The sequence below is a fragment of the Streptoverticillium reticulum genome, assembly GCF_047456005.1.
Classification (GTDB): Bacteria; Actinomycetota; Actinomycetes; order Streptomycetales; family Streptomycetaceae; genus Streptomyces; species Streptomyces reticulum.
This window is the reverse complement of record NZ_CP179755.1, coordinates 2,757,808-2,777,668: the sequence shown is the minus strand read 5'-3', so window position 1 is coordinate 2,777,668 and position 19,861 is coordinate 2,757,808. Positions and strand designations below refer to the sequence as shown.

Annotated in this window: 20 protein-coding genes; 8 read left to right on the top strand and 12 right to left on the bottom strand. The window is 70.9% G+C overall.

The features are described 5' to 3' along the window. Window positions 1–142 precede the first annotated feature (142 nt). The gene (locus tag ACMATS_RS12315) at window positions 143–1,168 is read left to right on the top strand and encodes an ATP-dependent 6-phosphofructokinase (RefSeq protein ID WP_336413506.1); all 1,026 of its coding nucleotides are present in this window, start codon (window positions 143–145) and stop codon (window positions 1,166–1,168) included. Between the two features lie 84 nt (window positions 1,169–1,252). Here the strand turns inward: ACMATS_RS12315 and ACMATS_RS12310 are convergent, their stop codons facing one another. The 5 genes from ACMATS_RS12310 to ACMATS_RS12290 all read right to left on the bottom strand — a co-directional run bounded on the left by ACMATS_RS12310 (window position 1,253) and on the right by ACMATS_RS12290 (window position 7,734). Beyond that, window positions 1,253–3,787, bottom strand: a complete 2,535-nt coding sequence (locus ACMATS_RS12310) for an ABC transporter permease (RefSeq protein ID WP_414167921.1) — start codon at window positions 3,785–3,787, stop codon at window positions 1,253–1,255. Between the two features lie 120 nt (window positions 3,788–3,907). Further along, entirely contained in the window at window positions 3,908–4,699 is a 792-nt protein-coding gene (locus ACMATS_RS12305; protein WP_414167920.1) for an ABC transporter ATP-binding protein, read from the bottom strand. Between the two features lie 338 nt (window positions 4,700–5,037). Next, a complete protein-coding gene (locus ACMATS_RS12300; RefSeq protein ID WP_414167919.1) occupies window positions 5,038–6,048 on the bottom strand; it encodes an AraC family transcriptional regulator in 1,011 nt (336 codons plus the stop codon). Window positions 6,049–6,320: 272 nt separating this feature from the next. Then, complete coding sequence (locus ACMATS_RS12295) at window positions 6,321–7,157, bottom strand: carbohydrate ABC transporter permease (protein ID WP_414167918.1); 837 nt, start codon at window positions 7,155–7,157, stop codon at window positions 6,321–6,323. A 139-nt stretch (window positions 7,158–7,296) separates the two neighbouring features. Continuing rightward, a complete protein-coding gene (locus tag ACMATS_RS12290) occupies window positions 7,297–7,734 on the bottom strand; it encodes a CBS domain-containing protein (RefSeq protein ID WP_390776607.1) in 438 nt (145 codons plus the stop codon). Between the two features lie 202 nt (window positions 7,735–7,936). Here ACMATS_RS12290 and ACMATS_RS12285 point away from each other — a divergent pair, with 202 nt between their 5' ends. Further along, window positions 7,937–8,716 (top strand): VOC family protein, encoded by a 780-nt coding sequence (locus ACMATS_RS12285; RefSeq protein WP_414167917.1) that lies wholly within the window; start codon window positions 7,937–7,939, stop codon window positions 8,714–8,716. A gap of 213 nt (window positions 8,717–8,929) precedes the next feature. Here ACMATS_RS12285 and ACMATS_RS12280 read toward each other — a convergent pair whose 3' ends face one another. The 4 genes from ACMATS_RS12280 to ACMATS_RS12265 all read right to left on the bottom strand — a co-directional run bounded on the left by ACMATS_RS12280 (window position 8,930) and on the right by ACMATS_RS12265 (window position 13,639). After that, window positions 8,930–9,799, bottom strand: a complete 870-nt coding sequence (locus ACMATS_RS12280; RefSeq protein WP_414167916.1) for a carbohydrate ABC transporter permease — start codon at window positions 9,797–9,799, stop codon at window positions 8,930–8,932. Between the two features lie 23 nt (window positions 9,800–9,822). Then, window positions 9,823–11,160, bottom strand: coding sequence for an extracellular solute-binding protein (locus ACMATS_RS12275; RefSeq protein ID WP_390776610.1), 1,338 nt, complete (start codon window positions 11,158–11,160; stop codon window positions 9,823–9,825). 77 nt (window positions 11,161–11,237) lie between these two features. Continuing rightward, entirely contained in the window at window positions 11,238–11,963 is a 726-nt protein-coding gene (locus tag ACMATS_RS12270; RefSeq protein WP_414167915.1) for a response regulator, read from the bottom strand. Then, window positions 11,960–13,639, bottom strand: a complete 1,680-nt coding sequence (locus tag ACMATS_RS12265; protein WP_414167914.1) for an ATP-binding protein — start codon at window positions 13,637–13,639, stop codon at window positions 11,960–11,962. The genes ACMATS_RS12270 and ACMATS_RS12265 overlap by 4 nt, the downstream gene beginning before the upstream one ends. A 153-nt stretch (window positions 13,640–13,792) precedes the next feature. On the opposite strand from ACMATS_RS12265, the gene ACMATS_RS12260 reads away from it, so the two are divergent. Next, window positions 13,793–15,187 (top strand): cation:dicarboxylate symporter family transporter, encoded by a 1,395-nt coding sequence (locus tag ACMATS_RS12260; protein ID WP_414170704.1) that lies wholly within the window; start codon window positions 13,793–13,795, stop codon window positions 15,185–15,187. 368 nt (window positions 15,188–15,555) lie between these two features. Beyond that, window positions 15,556–16,098 (top strand): hypothetical protein, encoded by a 543-nt coding sequence (locus ACMATS_RS12255; protein WP_414167913.1) that lies wholly within the window; start codon window positions 15,556–15,558, stop codon window positions 16,096–16,098. 75 nt (window positions 16,099–16,173) lie between these two features. Here the strand turns inward: ACMATS_RS12255 and ACMATS_RS12250 are convergent, their stop codons facing one another. Together ACMATS_RS12250 and ACMATS_RS12245 are read right to left on the bottom strand one after the other, a co-directional pair. After that, a complete protein-coding gene (locus tag ACMATS_RS12250; RefSeq protein WP_414167912.1) occupies window positions 16,174–16,386 on the bottom strand; it encodes a hypothetical protein in 213 nt (70 codons plus the stop codon). Window positions 16,387–16,493: 107 nt separating this feature from the next. Beyond that, complete coding sequence (locus tag ACMATS_RS12245) at window positions 16,494–16,934, bottom strand: ATP-binding protein (RefSeq protein ID WP_414167911.1); 441 nt, start codon at window positions 16,932–16,934, stop codon at window positions 16,494–16,496. Between the two features lie 235 nt (window positions 16,935–17,169). Between ACMATS_RS12245 and ACMATS_RS12240 the strand changes: the two genes are divergently transcribed. The 4 genes from ACMATS_RS12240 (at window position 17,170) to ACMATS_RS12225 (ending at window position 19,177) form a co-directional block, all read left to right on the top strand. Further along, entirely contained in the window at window positions 17,170–18,021 is an 852-nt protein-coding gene (locus ACMATS_RS12240) for a helix-turn-helix domain-containing protein (RefSeq protein WP_414167910.1), read from the top strand. Between the two features lie 9 nt (window positions 18,022–18,030). Next, complete coding sequence (locus ACMATS_RS12235) at window positions 18,031–18,225, top strand: DUF397 domain-containing protein (RefSeq protein ID WP_414167909.1); 195 nt, start codon at window positions 18,031–18,033, stop codon at window positions 18,223–18,225. Window positions 18,226–18,243: 18 nt separating this feature from the next. After that, complete coding sequence (locus ACMATS_RS12230; protein WP_414167908.1) at window positions 18,244–18,702, top strand: MarR family winged helix-turn-helix transcriptional regulator; 459 nt, start codon at window positions 18,244–18,246, stop codon at window positions 18,700–18,702. A gap of 94 nt (window positions 18,703–18,796) precedes the next feature. Beyond that, window positions 18,797–19,177 (top strand): VOC family protein, encoded by a 381-nt coding sequence (locus tag ACMATS_RS12225; protein WP_414167907.1) that lies wholly within the window; start codon window positions 18,797–18,799, stop codon window positions 19,175–19,177. A 49-nt stretch (window positions 19,178–19,226) separates the two neighbouring features. On the opposite strand, the gene ACMATS_RS12220 is transcribed toward ACMATS_RS12225, so the two are convergent. Further along, window positions 19,227–19,481, bottom strand: a complete 255-nt coding sequence (locus tag ACMATS_RS12220; RefSeq protein ID WP_414167906.1) for a hypothetical protein — start codon at window positions 19,479–19,481, stop codon at window positions 19,227–19,229. Between the last annotated feature and the right edge of the window lie 380 nt (window positions 19,482–19,861).

Sequence of the window (19,861 nt, the reverse complement as noted above, 5' to 3'; positions counted from 1 at the left end):
GGGCTTGCCCTCTTGACAATACCTGCGCCCGTGGATAAGGCGCGCGTCAGGCCAGGGGTGACGGAATGCGGCAGCAGCGGCCGGGCCGTGAAACAATCGGCGCGGCTCACAGGTACCAGTAGCGAGCAGGAGACACAGCACGATGCGCATCGGAGTCCTCACCGCGGGCGGCGACTGCCCCGGCCTGAACGCTGTCATCCGCTCGGTCGTGCACCGCGCGGTCGTCGGCCACGGTGACGAGGTCATCGGCTTCGAGGACGGCTTCAAGGGCCTGCTCGACGGGCGCCACCGCAAGCTCGACCTCGACGCGGTCAGCGGCATCCTGGCCCGCGGCGGCACCATCCTCGGCTCCTCCCGCCTGGAGCGCGCCCGGCTGCGCGAGGCGTGCGAGAGCTCCAAGGAACTCGCCCGCGAGTACGGCATCGACGTCCTCATCCCCATCGGCGGCGAGGGCACCCTGACCGCCGCCCGGATGCTCTCGGACGCGGGCCTGCCCGTCGTCGGCGTTCCCAAGACCATCGACAACGACATCTCCTCCACCGACCGCACCTTCGGCTTCGACACCGCCGTCGGCGTCGCGACGGAGGCCATCGACCGTCTCAAGACCACCGCCGAGTCGCACCAGCGCGTGATGGTCGTCGAGGTCATGGGCCGGCACGCCGGCTGGATCGCCCTGGAGTCCGGCATGGCCGGCGGCGCCCACGGCATCTGCCTGCCGGAGCGGCCCTTCGACCCGGCCGACCTCGTCTCGATGGTGGAGGAGCGCTTCGCCCGCGGCAAGAAGTTCGCCGTCATCTGCGTCGCCGAGGGCGCGCACCCGGCCGAGGGCTCGATGGACTACGCGAAGGGCGCCATAGACCAGTTCGGCCACGAGCGCTTCGCGGGCATCGGCACCAAGCTGGCCGCCGAGCTGGAGAAGCGGCTCGGCAAGGAGGCCCGGCCGGTCATCCTGGGCCACGTCCAGCGCGGTGGCACGCCGACCGCGTACGACCGCGTGCTCGCGACCCGGTTCGGCTGGCACGCCGTGGAGGCTGCGCACCGTGGGGAGTTCGGCAAGATGACGGCCCTCAAGGGGACCGACATCCGCATGGTGCCGATCGCTGACGCGGTGACCGAGCTGAAGCGGGTGCCGGAGTCCCGGATGGACGAGGCGGAGTCCGTTTTCTAGGGCTGAGCCCGGCTGCCGGCTGCGGGTCGTTCGTGGCTGGTCGCGCAGTTCCCCGCGCCCCTTTGGGGCGCGGGGAACTTTTGCTTACTGTGCCCCGATCGACTCCAGCATGTTCAGCTTCGCCGCTCGTCTTGCCGGCCATACCGCCGCCAGGACGCCCACCACCAGGGCCAGGAGCAGGAAGAGTCCGAGGCGGGCCCACGGGACGGTCATCTCGTACTGGGGGAAGGACGAGCGCAGCAGGTGGCCGCCCGACCAGGCGAGGAAGATGCCCACGCCGACGCCCAGGACCGCGCCGAACATCGCGATCATCACGGACTCCAGGCGCACCGTCTGCTTCACCTCGCGGCGGGCCATCCCGATGGCGCGCAGCATGCCGATCTCGCGGGTGCGCTCGAAGACCGACATGGCAAGGGTGTTGACCACGCCGATGACCGCGATGAGGACGGCCATGCCCAGCATCCCGTAGGACAGGTTGAGGATGGGGTCGATGTTCCCGGACGCCTGGCGCCGCAGGTCCTCGGGGGTCTCGACCTTGATGAGCGGGTTGCCGCCCAGCGATTCCTTGATCTTGCCCGGCAGACCTGCCGCCCGGCCCGGGGCCGCCTTCACCAGGATCTCGTCGTCGCGGACGCGCTGCAGGTGCGGATCGAGCAGGGCGGGGGCCGCGAGGACCTCGCCCAGGACGTCGTTGTCCGCGTAGACCGCGGCGACCTTCGGGGCGGCCTTCTTGCCGTCGTAGAACGCCATCGGCACCGTCGAACCGACCGTCAGCGCATGCTCCTTGGCGAACGTCGCCGAGACGGCCACCGCGGCCGTGCCGCGCACGCCGGACAGCGAGCCGCCCGTGACGCGCACGTCCGCCACCTTGCCGATCTGTGCCACGTCCGCCGCCTTCGCCAGCGCGGGCTTCTCCTCCGACTGGAAGCCCGCCGAGCGCAGCGGGACCGCCGCGGCCACGCCGGACTGCTTCGCCAGCTCCTTGCCGACCTCGGGCGAAAGCCCCATGTAGCTGGAGGACTTGACCTTGAAGTCCGCGGTCAGCTGCTGCGGGCCTCTCTTGTCCATGCCCTGGTTCGCGGAGACCGCACCCACGGTCAGGCCGGTGATCAGGGTGAGGCCGATCATCAGCGCCGAGGCCGTGGCGGCCGTGCGGCGCGGGTTGCGCAGCGCGTTCTCCTTGGCGAGCTTGCCGCTCACGCCCGAGAACCGCATGGCCGCCTTGCCGAAGAGGTGCACGAACGGGCGGGACAGCAGCGGCGCCAGGACGATGACGCCCGCGAGGGTCAGCGCCGAGCCCGCCATGGCGACCGTCAGGCCGCCGCTGTCGCGCAGCGTGGTGACGTACAGCATCAGGGCCACGCCCAGCGAAGTCAGCACCGCACCGAGGGAGTTGCGGACGACCAGGCTGCGCGTCGCGGGGGCCTGGTCCACGCTGGCCAGCGCCTCGACGGGGGCGATCTTGGCGGCCTTGCGCGACGGCAGCCAGGCGGCCAGGACCGTCACCACGACGCCCACCCCGAGCGCGGTCAGCACGACGGAGGGCTCGATCACCAGCGGCCCGTCCGGCAGTTCCGCACCGGTCGCCGTCAGCAGCTGCGGCAGGCCGACGGCTATGCCGAGGCCCAGGGCGAAGCCCGCGGCCGAGGCGACCAGGCCCAGGACCGCGGCCTCGGCCAGCACCGAGCGCACCACCTGGCGGCGCGAGGCGCCGACGGCCCGCAGCAGGGCGATCTCCCGGCTGCGCTGGGCGATGAGCATGGTGAAGGTGTTGGCGATGATGAACACGCCGACGAACAGGGAGATCCCGGCGAACACCAGGAAGGTGTTGCGGATCGAGCTGGTCTCGTGGTCGATCATCTTCGACTGCTCGGCCGCCAGTTGGGTGCCGCTCTGCGCCTCGAAGGTCTTCGGCAGCACCTCGCGCACCTTGGCGGTCAGCTGCTGCTGGTCCGTGCCGGGCTTCGCGCTCACGACGAGCTCGCTGAACTCGCCCTTCGTGCCGAGGAGTTTCTGCGCGGTCGCGGTGTCGAACAGTGCGAGGCTGCCGCCCGCGGTGACCCGCGGGTCTTCGGTCTCGACGATGCCGACCAGCTTCTTCGTCAGCACCGGCCCGTCGACGGCCAGCCGCACGGTGCCGCCGACCTTGGCGCCGGCCTTCTCGGCGGTCCTGCCGTCCAGGGCGATCTCGCCCTCGGCGGCCGGTCCGCGGCCCGTCACGAGCGGGTAGCGGCTGTCCTTGCCGTCCTTGCCGGGCACGTAGTTGGCACCGGCGCTGCCCCACTCGCTGCCGGCCGGGTCGTTGTGCCTGTCGGCGACCACGACGACGCCGGAGACGGACGGGCGCACGGAGGCCACGCCCGGCAGCGCGGCGACGGTGTCCACCGTGCGGGAGTCGAGCGCGCGGCCGTCCTGCGTATCGGGGTCGGGGCGCCCCGCGGTCACCTGGACGGCGACGTCGTCGAGGCTCTTGGCCATCTTGTTGCGGAAGGCGCCCTCGACGGTGTCGCTGAAGATCAGCGTGCCGGAGACGAAGGCGGTGCCGAGGAGGACCGCGAGGGCGGTCATCATCAGCCGGGTCTTGTGCGCAAGGACGTTGCGCAGGGCGGTACGAAGCATCAGTGGGTGTCGTCCTGGGGTGTGGGCGGCAGAAGGAATCGCGCCCCGTCAGGGGCGCGGGGAACTGCGCGACCAGCCACGGATAACCCGCAGCCGGAGAACAGCAGTTCAGCGGGAGCCTCAGTTCGTCCGGCCCGTGGCCTCAAACGCCTTCATCCGGTCCAGCACCGCGCCAGCGTCCGGTTCGTGCATCTCGTCCACGATGCGGCCGTCGGCGAGGAAGACGACGCGGTCGGCGTAGGAGGCGGCGACGGGGTCGTGCGTGACCATGACGACCGTCTGCTCCAGCGCCCGCACCGATTCGTGCAGGAAGCCCAGCAGTTCGGCGCCGGAGCGGGAGTCGAGGTTGCCGGTGGGCTCGTCCGCGAAGATGATCTCGGGCTTGGCGGCGAGCGCGCGGGCCACGGCCACGCGCTGCTGCTGCCCGCCGGAGAGCTGCGACGGGCGGTGCGCGAGCCGCCCGGACAGGCCCAGCGTGGCGACGATCCGCTCCACCCACTCGGCGTCGGGCCGGCGGCCCGCGATGGCCAGGGGGAGCGTGATGTTCTCCAGCGCCGTCAGCGTCGGCAGCAGGTTGAACGCCTGGAAGACGAAGCCGATCCTGTCCCGGCGCAGCCGGGTCAGCCGGCGGTCGTCGAGCGTGGCCAGCTCGACCTCGCCGATCCGGGCGGAGCCGGAGGAGATCGAGTCGAGCCCGGCCATGCAGTGCATCAGCGTCGACTTGCCGGAGCCCGACGGGCCCATGATCGCGGTGAACTCCGCACGGCGGAACTCCACGTCGACCGCGTCCAGGGCGGCCACCCGGGTCTCGCCGTGGCCGTAGACCTTGCTCAGGGCGGTGGCACGGGCGGCGACGGTGCCGACGGCTCCGCCGGGGGCGGGAGGGGCAGGGAAGGCCGTCGCACGGGACATGGGGGCTCCTCGGGAGGGGTGGAATCGGTGATTCCATCCTCTGCGCCGCATCCCGTCCTTACCTCAGCCGTACGACCGGAATCCCGCGTCGGACTTTCGGCCGGAAGGGCCGTCCGCCCGTAGTCCCTGAGACGGACACCGTCATCCTGCGGATGCACACGTGCCCCTGAGACCGCGCCCCGTAAGGGGCGCGGGGAACTGCGCGAGCAACCACGACGCGCCCGCAGTCGAGGTACCCGGGACCTCTGGGTTGTGTGTCGGCCGCGGGTCGGCGGTGGCTGATCGCGCCCACGCGGCGGAGCCGCATAATGTCACCGCCCCGCGCCCCTGACGGGGCGCTACGCGCGCAGCGTCGCCGACGGTGTGTGCCCGTAGCGCTGCTGGTACACCGCCGCGAAGCGGCCCAGGTTGGAGAACCCCCAGCGGTAGGCCACCTCGGAGACCGTGACGTCGCCGTCGCCGCGTGCGGCGGCCAGTTCCTCGTGTGCCCGGGCCAGCCGGACCTCGCGCAGATAGCCGAGCGGCGTGGTGTCCAGGTAGCGGCGGAACGCCTCCTGCAGGGCGCGTGGGCTGACCCGGGCCGTCGCGGCCAGGTCCGCGAGCGTCAGCGGCTCCGCGGCCCGCTCCTGGGCCAGGGCCATCACCCGGCGCACCGCGGGGTGACCGACGGCGCCCGTGCGGCGGACGTCCACGCCGGGGGTGATCAGCTCGTGCGTCTCCATGAGGATGGCGGCCGCCGCCTGCGTCAGCTGCGACGCCACGATCGGGCTGTGCTGCGCGACGCCCTCGCCGAGCACCTCGCGGTGCAGCGCGGCGGAGATGCCCTCCCAACTGCGCACCGCGGCCGGCGAGACGGCCCCGTTGAGGGAGAACCGGGCCCGGACCGGCCCGTCGCCGCCGAGCGCCTGGCCGGCCGCCGCCTCGACCGTCTCGCGCGAGAGCCGCACGGTCGTCATCCGCGCCCCGCTCTCCCAGTACACCTGGAACTTGCGGTACGGGTCGAGCACATAGGTCTCCCCGGCCGAGACGACCCGCTCCTCGCGCCCCGGCGAGACCACGCGCACCGTGCCGTGGCTGAGCCGGCAGACCAGCAGGTACGAGGTGAGGGGCTGCGGGTCCACCAGGGTCACGGCACCGCCGTACTGCAGCCCGGAGACGGTCACGCCGGGGAAGCCTCCCTCGGCGTACCACGCGGAGAAGGCGTCGGCGCTGCCCAGCACGCTGAGCCGGTACGGGCTGTAGGCGCCACTGATGATCGCCTGGGTCTCCTCCAGGCTCTGGCCGCGCACCAGCGTGCGCATGCTGCCGCCGAGATCGTCGGCGGGGGTGTCTGCGTCGGGTTCACTCATCGGGGCTCCCCACGGAAGACCGCGTTCTCCGGCCGAGATCCGCGTTTTCCGCATAGCTGACGGACGGCCCAGTGAGTACCTTCATGGTTGTCCGCAGTCAAGGCGGGGCCTCGTCCCATCAGTGGTTTCGGGACAGGTCCGGGGATGCGGGCGGCCCTGGGCAGCACGGGGGAGAACGGGGGAAACCCAGGGCCGGTCATCCGAAGTGGTGGCGCCCCGCCGTTCTGGTCCGGACGGCGGGGCTCGCCGTGTGCCCGCACCCGGGCGGCGGGTCAGCCCTTCACCGCTCCACCCAGCGCGAATCCGCCGCCGAGGCGGCGGGCGACGATCCCGTACAGCAGCACCACGGGCGTGGAGTAGAGGATCGAGAAGGCCGCGAGCTGGCCGTAGGCGACCTGCCCGTAGTTGCCGAAGAACGTGAAGATGCTGACGGAAGCGGGCAGTTTGCCGGGGGACAGCAGCAGCATGAAGGGCACGAAGAAATTGCCCCACATCATGATGAAGCTGTAGATAGTCACGACCGTGAGGCCCGGCCCCATGAGCGGCAGAATGACCCGTACGAGTGCCTGGAGCCGGCCCGCCCCGTCCGTCCACGCGGCCTCCTCCAGAACCGTCGGGACGCCGTCCATGAAGTTCTTCATCAGCCAGATCGAGAAGGGCAGTTGGGCGGCGGCGAGGAAGAGTGCCGTGCCGTAGACGGTGTCGATGAGGTTGGTGCGGACGAACAGCCCGTAGACCGGCACCATGATCGCCGTCATCGGCAGGCACGTCGCGAACAGCACCCCCATCAGGTACGGGCGCGTGAGCCGCGAGCGGTAGCGCGAGAGCGGATACGCGGCGAGCGCCGCGCAGGCCACCGTCAGCAGGGTCGCCCCGCCGCACAGCAGCAGGCTGTTGAGCATGGGCGTGAAGGTGATCTCGTCCGTCAGCACCGCCGAGAAGTTGTCCCCCGTCGGGGACGCCGGCAGATGCACGCGCAGGTCCGCCGCGCCGTCCACGGAGGCGCTCAGCAGCCACACCAGCGGGATGGCGAAGGCTGTGGCCACCACGAGCAACGCGGCGTCGGCGGCGAGCTGTTGGCGGGTGCGACGGGCGGAGAGCGAGGGCATGACGGCCACCTCCGTGCGCGTGCGGCGCTCGGAGGATAGCGCGGCGTCCCCGCCCGCGGCAGCCTCGCCGAGGCCGGTCGGCGGCGGCCTCAACCCTCGTGCCCCGAAGCGGCGCGGGGAACTGCGCGGCCGGCCGGGCTCACCGCTGAGCCGGTGCGGGGGAGTAGATGTGACCGGCGAACTCGGCGAGCTGGTTGTCCGGCAGGTGCCGGGCCAGATCGGCCTCGCTGATCATGCCGACCATGCGCTTGTTGTCGATGACCGGCAGCCGGCGGATGCGGTGGCTCTCCATCTCGTGGAGGACGTCCTCGATGTCGGCGTCCGCCGCGATCCAGCGCGGCGTGCCCTCGATGACATCGGCCGCCTTGCAGCTCGCCGCGTCGCGGCCCTCCGCCACGCACTTCACGACGATGTCGCGGTCGGTGATGATCCCGCACAACCGCTCGTTGTGGGTCTCGTCGCCGACGGGCAGGGCGCCCACGTTGAGCTCGCGCATCAGCTGGGCCGCGTGCTGGAGGGTGTCACTCTTGGTAATCCAGTGAGCACCGGGGTGCATGATGTCCCTGGCCGTGGTCATGGTGTGCCTCCTGGTTCCGGCGTCATGAACGGCTCTGCGCCTCCATCGTCTCCCCGTACGCCGTCCACGGCGATCCGGCGGCGACAGGCGACGTAGTCCGACCGGGTGAACCCGCTGTGCGCCGCGCGACTGTCAGTGGCCGGTGCCAGACTGAATCGCGCCGGGGCAGCCCGGCGCGAATCCGTCGAAGGGGCACCCCACCATGCTCACCACAGACTTCGTCACCGGCTCACCGAACTGGCTCGACCTGGGCAGTCCGGACATCGATGCGGCGGCCGCCTTCTACACCGCGGTCTTCGGATGGGACTTCCAGTCCGCGGGTCCCGACTCCGGCGGCTACGGGTTCTTCCAGAAGGACGGCAGGACCGTCTCGGCGATCGGCCCCCTCACGGAGGAGGGCGCGAGCTCGGCATGGACGGTGTACTTCCAGACACCGGACGCGGACGCCACGGCCAAGGCCGTGGAGCAGAACGGCGGGCGGGTCCGCAGCGCGCCGTTCGACGTCTTCGAGGCCGGGCGGATGGCCCAGTTCACCGACCCCGGCGGCGCGGACTTCGCCGTCTGGCAGCCGGCCGCGGTCAAGGGCCTGGAGAAGGCCTCGGAGTCCGACTCCCTGTGCTGGGCGGAGCTCCACACCGGGGACCCGGCGGGCGCCTTCGGCTTCTACCAGGCGGTGTTCGGCTGGCGCTCGCAGACGATGGACATGCCGGGCATGGCGTACACGGTGCTCTCCACGGGCGAGGGCGACCAGCAGGATGCGTCCTTCGGCGGCGTCGCCGGGCTGCAGGGTGATGCGGAGGAGACGCGCTGGATCCCGTACTTCTCGGTGGACGACGTGGACGAGACCGTCGCCAGGACGCAGGGGAGCGGCGGTTCGGTCCTGATGCCGGCGTCCGACGTCCCGGAAGTCGGCCGGATGTGCTGGCTGACCGATCCGTTCGGCGCCCCGTTCGCCATCATCAAGCCGGAGCCGCCGCAGTAGGTACTGGGGCGCCCCGTCAGGGGCGCGGGGAACTGCGCGATCAGCCACGGCGTGCCGGCAGCCGAAGTACCCGGGTGGTGTGTCGGCTGCGGGTCGACGGTGGTTGCTCGCGCAGTTCCCCGCGCCCCTGACGGGGCGCAGCCCCTCGAAGCGGGGGCTTGGGGGCCTGCCCCCAAGAAACGGTGAAAGGGCGGGACCGGGGCACCACCCCCCTCACACCTCATCCCGCATCAGCCGCAGATACATCACTGAGAACCCCGCTCCCACCAACAGCAGCAGAAGGGCAACGGCCGTCCCGTACCCGATCAAGGCCTTCAAGAAGGCCTGGTCGTACATGAACACCGGCAGCGTCTCGCTCCGATTGCCCGGCCCCCCGCGCGTCATCGCCCAGATCAGCCCGAACACCGACAGCGTCTGCAGGGTGTTGAGCATCAGGTTCGTCCCGACCGACCGCCGGATCATCGGCAGCGTGACGTGCCAGAAGCGCCGCAGCCCCCGCGCGCCGTCGACCTCCGCCGCCTCCGTGACGTCCTGCGGGATGCCGTCCAGCGCGGCCGCGTACACCAGCATGGAGAAGGCCGTGCCGCGCCATACATTCGCGAACGAGACCGCCAGGATCGGCAGGGTGAACAGCCAGTTCTGCATGGGGAGATGGAGCCATTCCAGCAGGGCGTTGAGCGTGCCGCGCCGGTTGAAGAACGTGTACAGCAGGAACGCCGCCACGATCTCCGGCAGCACCCACGCCGCGACCACCACCGTGCCCACGGCCGTCCGCACCGGCTTCGAGGCGCGCCGCATCAGGGACGCCAGCGCGAAGCCCAGGCTGTTCTGGCCCACGAGCGACGACACCACGGTGAAGATCAGCGTCATCGCCACCGCATTGCGGAAGTCCGGATCCCCGAAGGCCCGGCGGAAGTTGGCGAAGCCGACGAAGGAGGCGGAGGCCTGGCCGGTGAGCTGCATGTCCGTGAAGGCGAGGTACACGCAGTAGGCGATGGGCCCGGCGAGGAAGAGCAGCAGCAGTGCGGTCGCCGGCGCGAGCGGCAGCCAGCGGGAACTCCGGGTGCCCTGCAAGGACTTCACGGATCTCACCGGTCTCACCGGTCTCACCGCCCGGCGATCGACTTCAGCGCGCCGTCGTAGCGCCGCGCCGCCACCGCCGCCGTCGCGTCCCCCGTCGTCACGGACTCCATCGCCTCGCGGATCGCGCTGGAGACCTGCGGATAGACCGGCAGGGCCGGGCGGTAGTGGGTGTACGCGACCAGCCCCGTGAAGAAGCCGATGCCCGGCAGCGAATCGCGGTACTTCGGGTCCGCGGCGACGTCCGTGCGCACCGCGATCTGGCCGTCCCGCACCGTCCACTCGGTCGCGTTGGCCAGGCTCTGCAGTTCCTCGACCGCCTGCCACGCCAGGTCCGCCTTGCGGGACTTGGCGCTGATCGCCCACGTCCAGCCGCCGGAGAGGCTGACCCTGCCCGGGGCCCGGCCGTCCTGCGTGGGGAAGGCCGCCCGGCCCATCACCTTCGGCCACTGCGGCCACGGATGCCCGCTGCCCGGCTGCCAGTTCTTGCCGAGCCAGGAGCCGTCCAGGTCGATCGCGAGTTTGCCCGAGGGCAGGAAGTCGGAGGCCACCCGGGAGTCGATGTTGGGGTCGAGCGCGTCCGAGGGGTCGGGCCCGAGCTTCTCCGCGTAGACCGTGCGCACGAACTCCAGCGCGTCCCGGAAGCCCTTGCCACCGGTCACCCAGGTCCGTTCCGCCGGCTTGTAGAGGGGATCCGCGCCCGTCCCGTACAGCAGCATCTCGAAGCCCTGCATGGTGGCGTACTCGCCGGCGGCCTTGCCCGTGTAGACGTTGAGCGGGATGACGCCGGGCACCTTGCGCTTGACCGTGCGGGCCGCGTCGAGGACGTCCTGCCAGGTGCGCGGCTGCCAGTCCGCCGGGAGCCCGGCCCTGGCGAAGATCTCCTTGTTGAACCACAGGCCCCGGGTGTCCGTCCCGTCCGGGACGCCGTAGGTCTTCCCGTCCTCGGCCCGGGCGGCCGCCTTCGCCGTCGGGACGAAGCGGCCCCAGTCCTTCCAGCCCGCCAGCTTGTCGTCCAGCGGTCTCAGGTAGCCCGCCTTGATGTCGGAGTTGATGAGGAAGGTGTCCTCGTGGACCAGGTCCGGCGCGGTCTTCGCGGACCGCATCATCTGCTGGACCTTGGCGTAGTAGTCCTCCTGGGCCGCCTGGATCGGCACCGGTTCGAGGTGCTTGCCCGGGTGGTCCCGCTCGAACTGCTTCTTCACCGCGGCCAGGAAGTCGTCCATCGTCCGCACCTTGCTGTCCGTGGTGCGCTGATAGGCGATCTTCACGGTGTCCGGGCTGCCGTTGGCATCACCCCCGCAGGCGGGCAGCGTGCCGAGGACGACAGTGACGACGACGAGTACGGGGGCGGTGGGGCGCACGGCAGGACCTCCTGATGCCCGGCTGACGTCCGACTCTGGGACGTACGTTCCCTTCCGCGCCCCCGCGCACGCGTCGGTCAGCCCCGGCTCAGCCACCGGTACAGCAGCTCCGGGCGCCCGACCTGCCCGTATTGCGGTGCGCGGGCCGCCCGCCCGGATTCCACCAGGTACTCCAGATAGCGGCGCGCCGTGATCCGCGAGGCGCCCACCGCCTCGGCGACCGCCCCCGCGGAGACGCCCTCGGCGTCGGCCTTCCGCAGCGCCTCGGTGACCGTGTTCAGGGTGTCCACGGAGAGGCCCTTGGGGAGCGCGGCGGGCTGCGGGGCGCGCAGCACGGCCAGCGCGCGGTCCACCTCCTCCTGCCCGCTCGCCTCGCCCACGGCCGTGCGGAACTCCGCGTACCGGCCGAGCCGGTCCCGCAGCGTGGCGAAGGTGAACGGCTTGAGCACGTACTGCACGACCCCCAGGGACACGCCCTCCCGCACCACGGCCAGGTCGCGGGCGGACGTCACGGCTATGACGTCCGCGCCGTGGCCCGCGCTGCGCAGCGAGCGGACGAGCTGGAGGCCGTGCCCGTCGGGCAGGTAGAGGTCGAGGAGCAGCAGGTCGACCGCCGTCCGTTTGAGGAACTGCGAGGCGTCGTTCCGCGAGTGCACCACGCCGGCCACGCTGAAGCCGGGCACCCGGCTCACGTACAGCGCGTGCGCGTCCGCGGCGAGGGGGTCGTCCTCGACGACGAGGACCTTGATGGCGGCGCCGGGCGGGACGGGCGCGGGGCTCGGGGTCGGCTGGGCTGTGCTCATGCGCGTGCTCCTGTGGGGTCGTCTGCGGCGGTGTCGTTCCGGGGGCGGTCGGCCCGGCGCAGCGGCAGCCGGACGGTGAACTCGGCGCCGCCGGACGGGGACCGGCCGAGCCCGACCGTGCCGCCGTTGCGGCGGGCGGCCTGCTGGACGAGGGCGAGCCCGAGCCCGCGGCCGTGGGCGCCGCCGCGGTCCGGGCCGGCCGGCGTCTTGGTGGACCAGCCGCGCCGGAACACCTCGGCCACGGCGTCGGGGGCCACGCCCGGCCCCGAGTCGCCGACGCGCAGCAGCAGTTCGCCGGCCTGTGCGTCGGCCCGGACGGTGACGGTGACCTGGCCGGTCCCGCGGACGTCGCGGGCGGCGTCGACAGCGTTGTCGATCAGGTTGCCGAGAACGGTGACGAGGTCACGGGCGGGCAGCTCGGCCGGCAACAGCCCGTCGTCGATCCTGGTGTCCGGCGTCATCACCAGCTCCACGCCCTGCTCGTTGGCCTGGGCGGCCTTGCCGAGCAGCAGCGCGGCGAGCACGGGCTCGGCCACGGCCTCCACGACGCGGTCGGTCAGGGCCTGGGCGAGCTCGAGTTCGGCGGTGGCGAACTCCACGGCCTCGTCGGCGCGGCCGAGTTCGATGAGCGAGACCACGGCGTGCAGCCGGTTCGCGGCCTCGTGCGCCTGCGAGCGCAGCGCCTCGGCGAAGCCGCGCACGGAGTCCAATTCGCCCGAAAGTGCCTGAAGTTCGGTGTGGTCGCGCAGGGTGACGACGGTGCCGCGGCGCTCGCCGCTGGACACCGGCGACGTGTTGAGGACGATCGTCCGGTCCGCGGTCAGGTGCACTTCGTCGACGCGCGGGCCGGGGGCGAGCAGCGCCTCGGTGAGGGACGCGGGCAGCCCCAGCTCGCCGACGTGGCGGTGGATGCAGTCGCCCGGCAGGCCGAGCAGTTCGCGCCCGCCGTCGTTGACGAGCGCGATGCGCTGTTGCCCGTCCAGCATCAGCAGGCCCTCGCGCACCGCGTGCAGCGCGGCCTGGTGGTAGTCGTGCATATGGCTGAGCTCGGTGGCGTTCATGCCGTGCGTGTGGCGCCGCAGCCGCCCGTTGAGCAGGTACGTCCCGACGCCGCCGAGGAGGAGCACGAGCAGGGCCACCGCCGTGAGGGCCATGACCTGGTGGCGCACCTGTGCGCTGATCGCGTCGACCGTGATGCCCGCGGCGACGAGCGCGGTGACCGTGCCGTCGGCGTCCCGCACGGGCGTGACGACGCGCACGGACGGGCCCAGGGTCCCGGTGTACGTCTCGGAGAACGTCCGCCCCTGCAGCGCGGGGCCGGTATGGCCGAGGAAGCGTTCGCCGATGCGGGTCGGATCGGGGTGCGTCCAGCGGATGCCGCCCGGGCTCATGATCGTCACGAAGTCGACGTCCGTCTCGTGCCGGACCTGCTCCGCGTACGGCTGGAGGACGGCCGCCGGATCCGGCGACCGTACGGCCGAGCGTACGGCGGGCGAGGCGGCGACGGCCGTGGCCGCGGCCGTCGCCTCGCGGCGGGCGGCCTCCTGGGCCTCGTTGTGGTCGGAGACGTAGGCGAACGCGGCGCACCCGGCCACCACCAGGACGACCAGCACGATCTGCATCGCGAACAGCTGACCCGCCAGACTGCGGGGGCGTCGTATGCGGGGTTTGCGCATGGCCGGAATTCTGCCCGCTGGTGCGTTCATGAACGTAATGCACGGAAGCGTGACCACGGTCACATCGCGATGCATAGTTCGCGGTGCCCCACTCGTGCGGGAGCGGGGCGCGTACCGAGCACGACCTCGATGGCGAGGAGACCCCCCATGGCCATGGCAGCGCAGACACCGGCGCCGGACACCCCCGGGCGCCGCCGGGACCGGACCCACTACCTCTACCTCGCGGTGATCGCGGCGGTGCTCGCGGGCATCGTCCTCGGCTTCGCCGCACCCGGCGTGGCCGTCCAGCTCAAACCGCTGGGCACGGGCTTCGTGAACCTGATCAAGATGATGATCTCGCCCGTCATCTTCTGCACGATCGTGCTGGGCATCGGCTCGGTACGGAAGGCGGCGAAGGTGGGCGCGGTGGGCGGCCTGGCCCTGGGCTACTTCGTGCTCATGTCCACCATCGCCCTGGCGATCGGCCTCCTGGTAGGCAACCTCCTGGAGCCGGGCAGCGGCCTGCACCTGACCGAGAGCCTGCGGCACGCGGGGGCGGCGCAGGCGAAGGGGGCGAGCGAGTCGACGGCGGACTTCGTGCTGGGCATCATCCCCACCACGCTGGTCTCCGCCTTCACCGGCGGCCAGGTGCTCCAGACGCTGCTGGTGGCGCTGCTGACGGGCTTCGCCCTGCAGGCGATGGGCACGAGCGGCGAGCCGCTGCTGAGGGGCATCGGACACGTCCAGAAGCTGGTGTTCCGGGTGCTGGCGATGATCATGTGGGCCGCTCCCGTGGGCGCGTTCGGGGCGATCGCGGCGGTGGTCGGGGCGACGGGTGTGGATGCGCTGAAGTCCCTGGCCGTCATCATGATCGGCTTCTATGTGACGTGCGTGCTGTTCGTGGTGGTGGTCCTGGGGACACTGCTGCGCGTGGTGGCCGGGGTGAACGTCTTCGCCCTGCTGAAGTACCTGGGCAGGGAGTTCCTCCTGATCCTGTCGACGTCGTCGTCGGAGTCGGCGCTGCCGCGCCTGATCGCCAAGATGGAACACCTGGGCGTGAGCCGCCCGGTCGTCGGCATCACGGTCCCGACGGGCTACTCGTTCAACCTGGACGGCACGGCCATCTACCTGACGATGTCGTCGCTGTTCGTGGCGGAGGCGATGGGCAAGCCGCTGTCGCTGGGCCAGCAGGCGTCGCTGCTGCTGTTCATGATGATCGCCTCGAAGGGCGCGGCGGGCGTGACGGGCGCGGGGCTGGCGACACTGGCGGGCGGCCTGCAGTCGCACCGCCCGGACCTGGTGGACGGCGTCGGCCTGATCGTCGGCATCGACCGCTTCATGAGCGAGGCACGGGCGATGACGAACTTCGCGGGGAATGCGGTGGCGACGGTCCTCATCGGTACGTGGATGAAGGAGATCGACGGGGACCGGTGCCGCGAAGTACTGGCGGGGCGGCTGCCGTTCGACGAGGGGGTGCTGGCGGATCAGGCTGCGCCTGCGCCTGCGGCGGCGGACGGGGCCGGGGCTGCGGTGCCGGCGCCGTCGGCCGCGGCGCGGGTGGCGGCCTGAGTGATCCGGAGTTCGGCACTCCGGTGTCAGAAATCCTCGTTTTTGCCGGCGAGGAGGGAGGGTTTCTGACACCGGAAGGCCGGGCCTGTCCGGCGGATCTTCACCCGTGGGTGCGGCAGCGCCCCGTAAAGGGCGCGGGGCAGTGACAATATGCGGCTCCGCCGCGTGGGTGCGACCAGCCACGATGCGCCCGCAGATGACCTGCGGCGCCGATCCCGGGGCTTCGCCCCGGACCACGGGGTGGTGCGTCGACTGCGGGCCTTCGACGGCTGGTCGCGCAGTTCCCCGCGCCCCTTCGGGCCGCGGTACATCCGAGGCGAAGAGGATCGCCGAGATCCTCCGCAGACACAGGCATTGAGGAGACAGGGATGAACGCCTGGGAGTTCACACTCGTCCTGAACCGACACATCACTGAGGCCGAGACCGAGCAACTCGACACCTCGGATGATCTGTTCTACGCCCGGGGCGACATGTCCTACACCGTCGGCGGCCCGGGCCCCTCCACCGTTCTGTGCAACATTGAGGCGTCCACACTCCTCGAAGCTGTCACCGAGGCCGCCCAGGAGATCCGTAAGCTCCCTGGCCTCCGCGCCGTGCAGGTCGAACACAACGACCTGGTCACTCTCGGAGAGGCCGCGCAGCGGTGCTCGCGAAGTCGCCGGTCCCTGGTGCAGCTTGCCCATGGCCAGCGCGGCCCCGGCGGCTTTCCGAAACCGGAAGGAGAAACCGGCGGGACGGTGTTCTACTCCTGGGCGAAGATCGCCGATTTCCTGCGTGGCCTGGGCGATGACGTTCCTCCCGCGCCGCGCGATCTCATCCTTGCCGACCATGCCCTGCGACTGGCCGACGAACTGGAGCAGGTTGATGTGCCGCCCGGGGTGTTGCGGTCCCTTGGGGTGCATGCGGCTTGATTCGGGCTTGACGGTCCCGCTGCCCGGGAGTCGGTACCGGGCAGCGGACGGTTGCCGATCAGGCGGGGTGGGTGGTCAGACGTCGCCCGCAAGGTCGGACAGGAGGCCTGCGAGAACAGCGAAGAGGACGTCGGTGACCCCGTGGGCGTCACCGTGGTCGTCAGCTGGGCTGGCAATGGTCGGCGCTGCCGGAGCGGCGGCTTGTGCGGGGGCGGCCAGTGCGATGCCGCCGAGGGCAAGGACGGCGCTCGCGGTGGCTGTGGCGACGGTGCGGTGGAAGGTCTTCAAGGCGGCGCTCCTGAAGAGGAGTTGGGGACGGGTCGGCCCGGAGTCTGCCCCGCGCGCGGCAAGGCGCAACGCAGCTCCACTCCTGTGGGTGAGGGTGTGCTGCCTCGCTAGGGGCGCAGTTCGAACCAGACCTGCTTGCCCACGAGTTCGAGTCCGTCCCAGATCCAGCTGACGCCGAAGGCGTGGGAGAGGCAGCGCACGAGCATCAGCCCGCGCCCGCTCTCGTCACCGGGGCCGGGAAGGCGTGACCAGGGCATGCGGCGCGGGTCGTTGTCGCGGACGGCGATGACGATGCGGTGGCCATGGGCGGTCACCTCGACGGTGAGGGTGGGGACGCGGGCGTGGGTGACGACGTTCGTGACGGTGTCGGATACGCAGATGCGGGCGTTCTCGGCCAGGGGCTCGTGGCCCGTCGCGGCCAGGGTGGCGGTGACGAACTCCCTCGCCACGCGGACGGTGGTGGGTGCTGCCGGTGCGGTCAACTCGAAGGCGTGCGCGGCCTCGTACGGTTCTGCGGTGGGGGGAGTGCTGAGTGTTGCCGTACTCATGGTCGGTCTCCCGGTGGAGGGGGGTGTGTTCATCCCGCGCGTGGTTGCCGTCCGTGGCATTGGCCAACCATTTGGGTTCCTCAACTGGGCAATGGCAGGCTGCACTTCGGGTCTCGCCGGGCCCGCAGCGCGGTGTGCGACGACCATAGGGCAACTCGTCGCACTCGTTCTACCGATTCGTCAAACCTGTTGGTGCGTGGCAACATCAGGTGCATCCAGGGAGGGGAGGTCGGACATGCCACCGAGGTCGGCGCCAACTGCCCGGCAACAGAGGCTCGGTGCGGAGCTGCGCAAGCTGCGCGAGCGCGCCGGGATGAGCGCACCGCAGGCGGCTGCGCAGCTGGGTACGAACCGCACGGGTATCAGCAACATCGAGGCGGGCCGCTTCGGGGTGAGCGCGGAACGCGTCAGGTCGCTGGCGCGCATCTATGCCTGCGCCGATCAGCGCTACGTCGACGCCTTGGCCGCGATGGCGGAAGAGCGGGGCAAGGGGTGGTGGGAGGAGTACCGAGGGAAGGTCTCCGTCTGGTCCCTCGATCTGGCGGAACTCGAACACCACGCCACAGGGCTGCGTTCGGTCCAAATCATGCATGTCCCGGGGCTTCTGCAGACCGAGGACTACGCCAAGGCCGTGTTCTCGACGGCCGTTCCATCCCCCGATCCGGTGGAACTCCGGCGCAGGCTGTCGTACCGGATGAGGCGTCGCGACGTCCTGGACCGGGACAACCCGCCGGCCTGCACGTTCTTGATTCATGAGTGCGCCATGCGGATGGAGTTCGGCGGCTCGAAGGTGGCGCGTGGCCAGCTCGAGTACCTCCTGGAGGTGTCGGAGCGGGAGAACGTCACCATCAGGGCAATCCCGTTTTCGGTCGGGGGATTCCCCAATGCCGGTATGTCGACCAAGTACGCCTTCGGTCCGGTTCCACAGCTTGACACCGTGCATCTCGATGTAGCCGGTGGCAATGCGTTGTTGGATGCGGAGACCCATCTGGCGAACTACCGGGCTATCCTCGAACGAACGGAAGAGATCTCCCTCGCCCCCGAGGGGACGCGAGACCTTGTGCGCAGCATCGCTCGACAATTGTGAAGGCGCAGCATGTCGGATATCCGGTGGCAAAAATCATCCTTCTCGACGGAAACGGCTGATTGCATAGAAATCGCCCGGGTGGCCGGGGTGGCCCACTTGCGTGAAAGCGACACCCCGCACGTCATCGCGACCGCCGGGCGGGTCGGGCTGCGCGCGCTCGTGCGCGGAGTCAAGAGAGGCGCCCTTGACCTCAACCTCGGTTGAGTTTCTAACGTCGGGGCCATGACGACCCGAACCACCGAAGACCTCGACGTTCCCGCCCTGGCCGCGCAGCCGGCCGCCTACTGGACCTGGACCACCACCCAGGCGCTGCTCCGGCACGCCCGCAATGCGCTGGCCCGGGTGGACGTCACCCAGCCGCAGTGGTGGACGCTCGTCCACATCGGCGGCGCCGAACACGGCCTCACCCGCGAGGAGCTCTGTGTCCGGTCGGAGGACTTCCCGTACGGCGTGGGCCCCGACGACATGGGCCACGCCGTCGACAGCCTCCTGCACCGCGGCTGGCTCGTCGCCGACGGCGCCGGCCGCCTCACGCTCACGGCGGCCGGCACCGAGGCCAGGGCCCGGGTCAAGGAGCTGATGTCCCAGGCGCGTTCGGAGGTTCACGACGGCATCACGGACGAGGAGTACGCTGCCGTGCTCACCGTCCTGCAGCGCATGATCCGCAACGTCGGGGGGTGATCGGTTACGATCACCGCACGGCATCGCGTGTCGGTCACCGACCGGGTGAGGCATGGAGGTGCCCGTGAGATTGCCTTGCGGAGGCATTCCACACGTGTCAGTCGAGTTGAATCACACCATCGTTCACGCCCGGGACAACCGGGAGTCCGCCGAATTCCTGGCGCACATTCTGGGCCTTGAAGTGGGCATTCCCTGGGGCCCGTTCGTTCCCGTCGACACCGCCAACGGGGTCACCCTGGACTTCGCCTCCATTCCTGCGGAGTCGATCGTCATGCAGCACTACGCGTTCCTCGTCTCCGACGACGAGTTCGACGCGGCCTTTGCGCGGATCGAGGACGCCGGGATCACGTACTACGCGGATCCGCGGGCCCAGCAGCCCGGCGAGATCAACCACAACTACGGTGGCCGCGGCCTGTACTTCATGGATCCGGCCGGGCACGCCCTGGAGATCATCACCCGTCCGTACGGCGGGTGAGCGCGGGGCGGTTGCTGCCGGGCCGAAGTTCCGGCCCGGCAGCGGCCGTTCAGCCTGCGAGGGCGCTCGCGATGGCGGCGTCGGGATCGATGAGGTACTGACTCAGGAACTGGTCCAGGGCGCTGTCGTCGTCGAGACCTGTTGTCGACGAGTCGTCGTCGCCTGTACCCGGAGGCCAGGGGTCGTTCGCCACGGCGGTGGGCACCGCCTGTGCCGCGGTGGCGGCAACGGCCGGGCCTGCGCCGAGCGCGAGCGTGCCGCACACGGCGGCCGCGGTGACGGCAAGTGGTCGGGTGAATCGCATCGCTCTGCTCCCTTCGGGTCGAGCGGCCAGGGACGGCAAGTGTGGTCCCGCGGCTGGCCGCGCGCGATTCGGGAGGGGCGGGGGCGGGCCGGCACGGCGTTGACGTACACCCGAAAGGGTGAACGGGGCCGGGCGGAGGGGCTCGCGTGCGGGGCGGTGGCTGGGATAGCGTGGAGCAGCGGTACCGCAACAAAGACGCCCCCGCCCACGGCGGCCACCGCAGGCGAGGGCGAACCGTAGCTAGACGGTTTCTTGACTGTCAGTCCTCAGTGGTTCGGAGGACTGACAGTCACCGTCCAGTGCACCACCTCCAGAGTTCCCGGATCACTGCTGCAATCCGCTCGTGACGTGGCTTCCTACGGTGACGCCCCACTGGCGCC

Excerpts from the sequence above, each read along its gene's own strand:
- ACMATS_RS12315 (WP_336413506.1), top strand. The coding sequence starts at position 143 with ATGCGCATCGGAGTCCTCACCGCGGGCGGCGACTGCCCCGGCCTGAAC.
- ACMATS_RS12260 (WP_414170704.1), top strand. The coding sequence starts at position 13,793 with ATGGCAGCGCAGACACCGGCGCCGGACACCCCCGGGCGCCGCCGGGAC.
- ACMATS_RS12245 (WP_414167911.1), bottom strand. The coding sequence starts at position 16,934 with ATGAGTACGGCAACACTCAGCACTCCCCCCACCGCAGAACCGTACGAG.
- ACMATS_RS12220 (WP_414167906.1), bottom strand. The coding sequence starts at position 19,481 with ATGCGATTCACCCGACCACTTGCCGTCACCGCGGCCGCCGTGTGCGGC.
- ACMATS_RS12295 (WP_414167918.1), bottom strand. The coding sequence starts at position 7,157 with ATGCCCTCGCTCTCCGCCCGTCGCACCCGCCAACAGCTCGCCGCCGAC.
- ACMATS_RS12300 (WP_414167919.1), bottom strand. The coding sequence starts at position 6,048 with ATGAGTGAACCCGACGCAGACACCCCCGCCGACGATCTCGGCGGCAGC.
- ACMATS_RS12305 (WP_414167920.1), bottom strand. The coding sequence starts at position 4,699 with ATGTCCCGTGCGACGGCCTTCCCTGCCCCTCCCGCCCCCGGCGGAGCC.
- ACMATS_RS12255 (WP_414167913.1), top strand. The coding sequence starts at position 15,556 with ATGAACGCCTGGGAGTTCACACTCGTCCTGAACCGACACATCACTGAG.
- ACMATS_RS12265 (WP_414167914.1), bottom strand. The coding sequence starts at position 13,639 with ATGCGCAAACCCCGCATACGACGCCCCCGCAGTCTGGCGGGTCAGCTG.
- ACMATS_RS12290 (WP_390776607.1), bottom strand. The coding sequence starts at position 7,734 with ATGACCACGGCCAGGGACATCATGCACCCCGGTGCTCACTGGATTACC.
- ACMATS_RS12285 (WP_414167917.1), top strand. The coding sequence starts at position 7,937 with ATGCTCACCACAGACTTCGTCACCGGCTCACCGAACTGGCTCGACCTG.
- ACMATS_RS12230 (WP_414167908.1), top strand. The coding sequence starts at position 18,244 with ATGACGACCCGAACCACCGAAGACCTCGACGTTCCCGCCCTGGCCGCG.
- ACMATS_RS12240 (WP_414167910.1), top strand. The coding sequence starts at position 17,170 with ATGCCACCGAGGTCGGCGCCAACTGCCCGGCAACAGAGGCTCGGTGCG.
- ACMATS_RS12310 (WP_414167921.1), bottom strand. The coding sequence starts at position 3,787 with ATGCTTCGTACCGCCCTGCGCAACGTCCTTGCGCACAAGACCCGGCTG.
- ACMATS_RS12270 (WP_414167915.1), bottom strand. The coding sequence starts at position 11,963 with ATGAGCACAGCCCAGCCGACCCCGAGCCCCGCGCCCGTCCCGCCCGGC.
- ACMATS_RS12235 (WP_414167909.1), top strand. The coding sequence starts at position 18,031 with ATGTCGGATATCCGGTGGCAAAAATCATCCTTCTCGACGGAAACGGCT.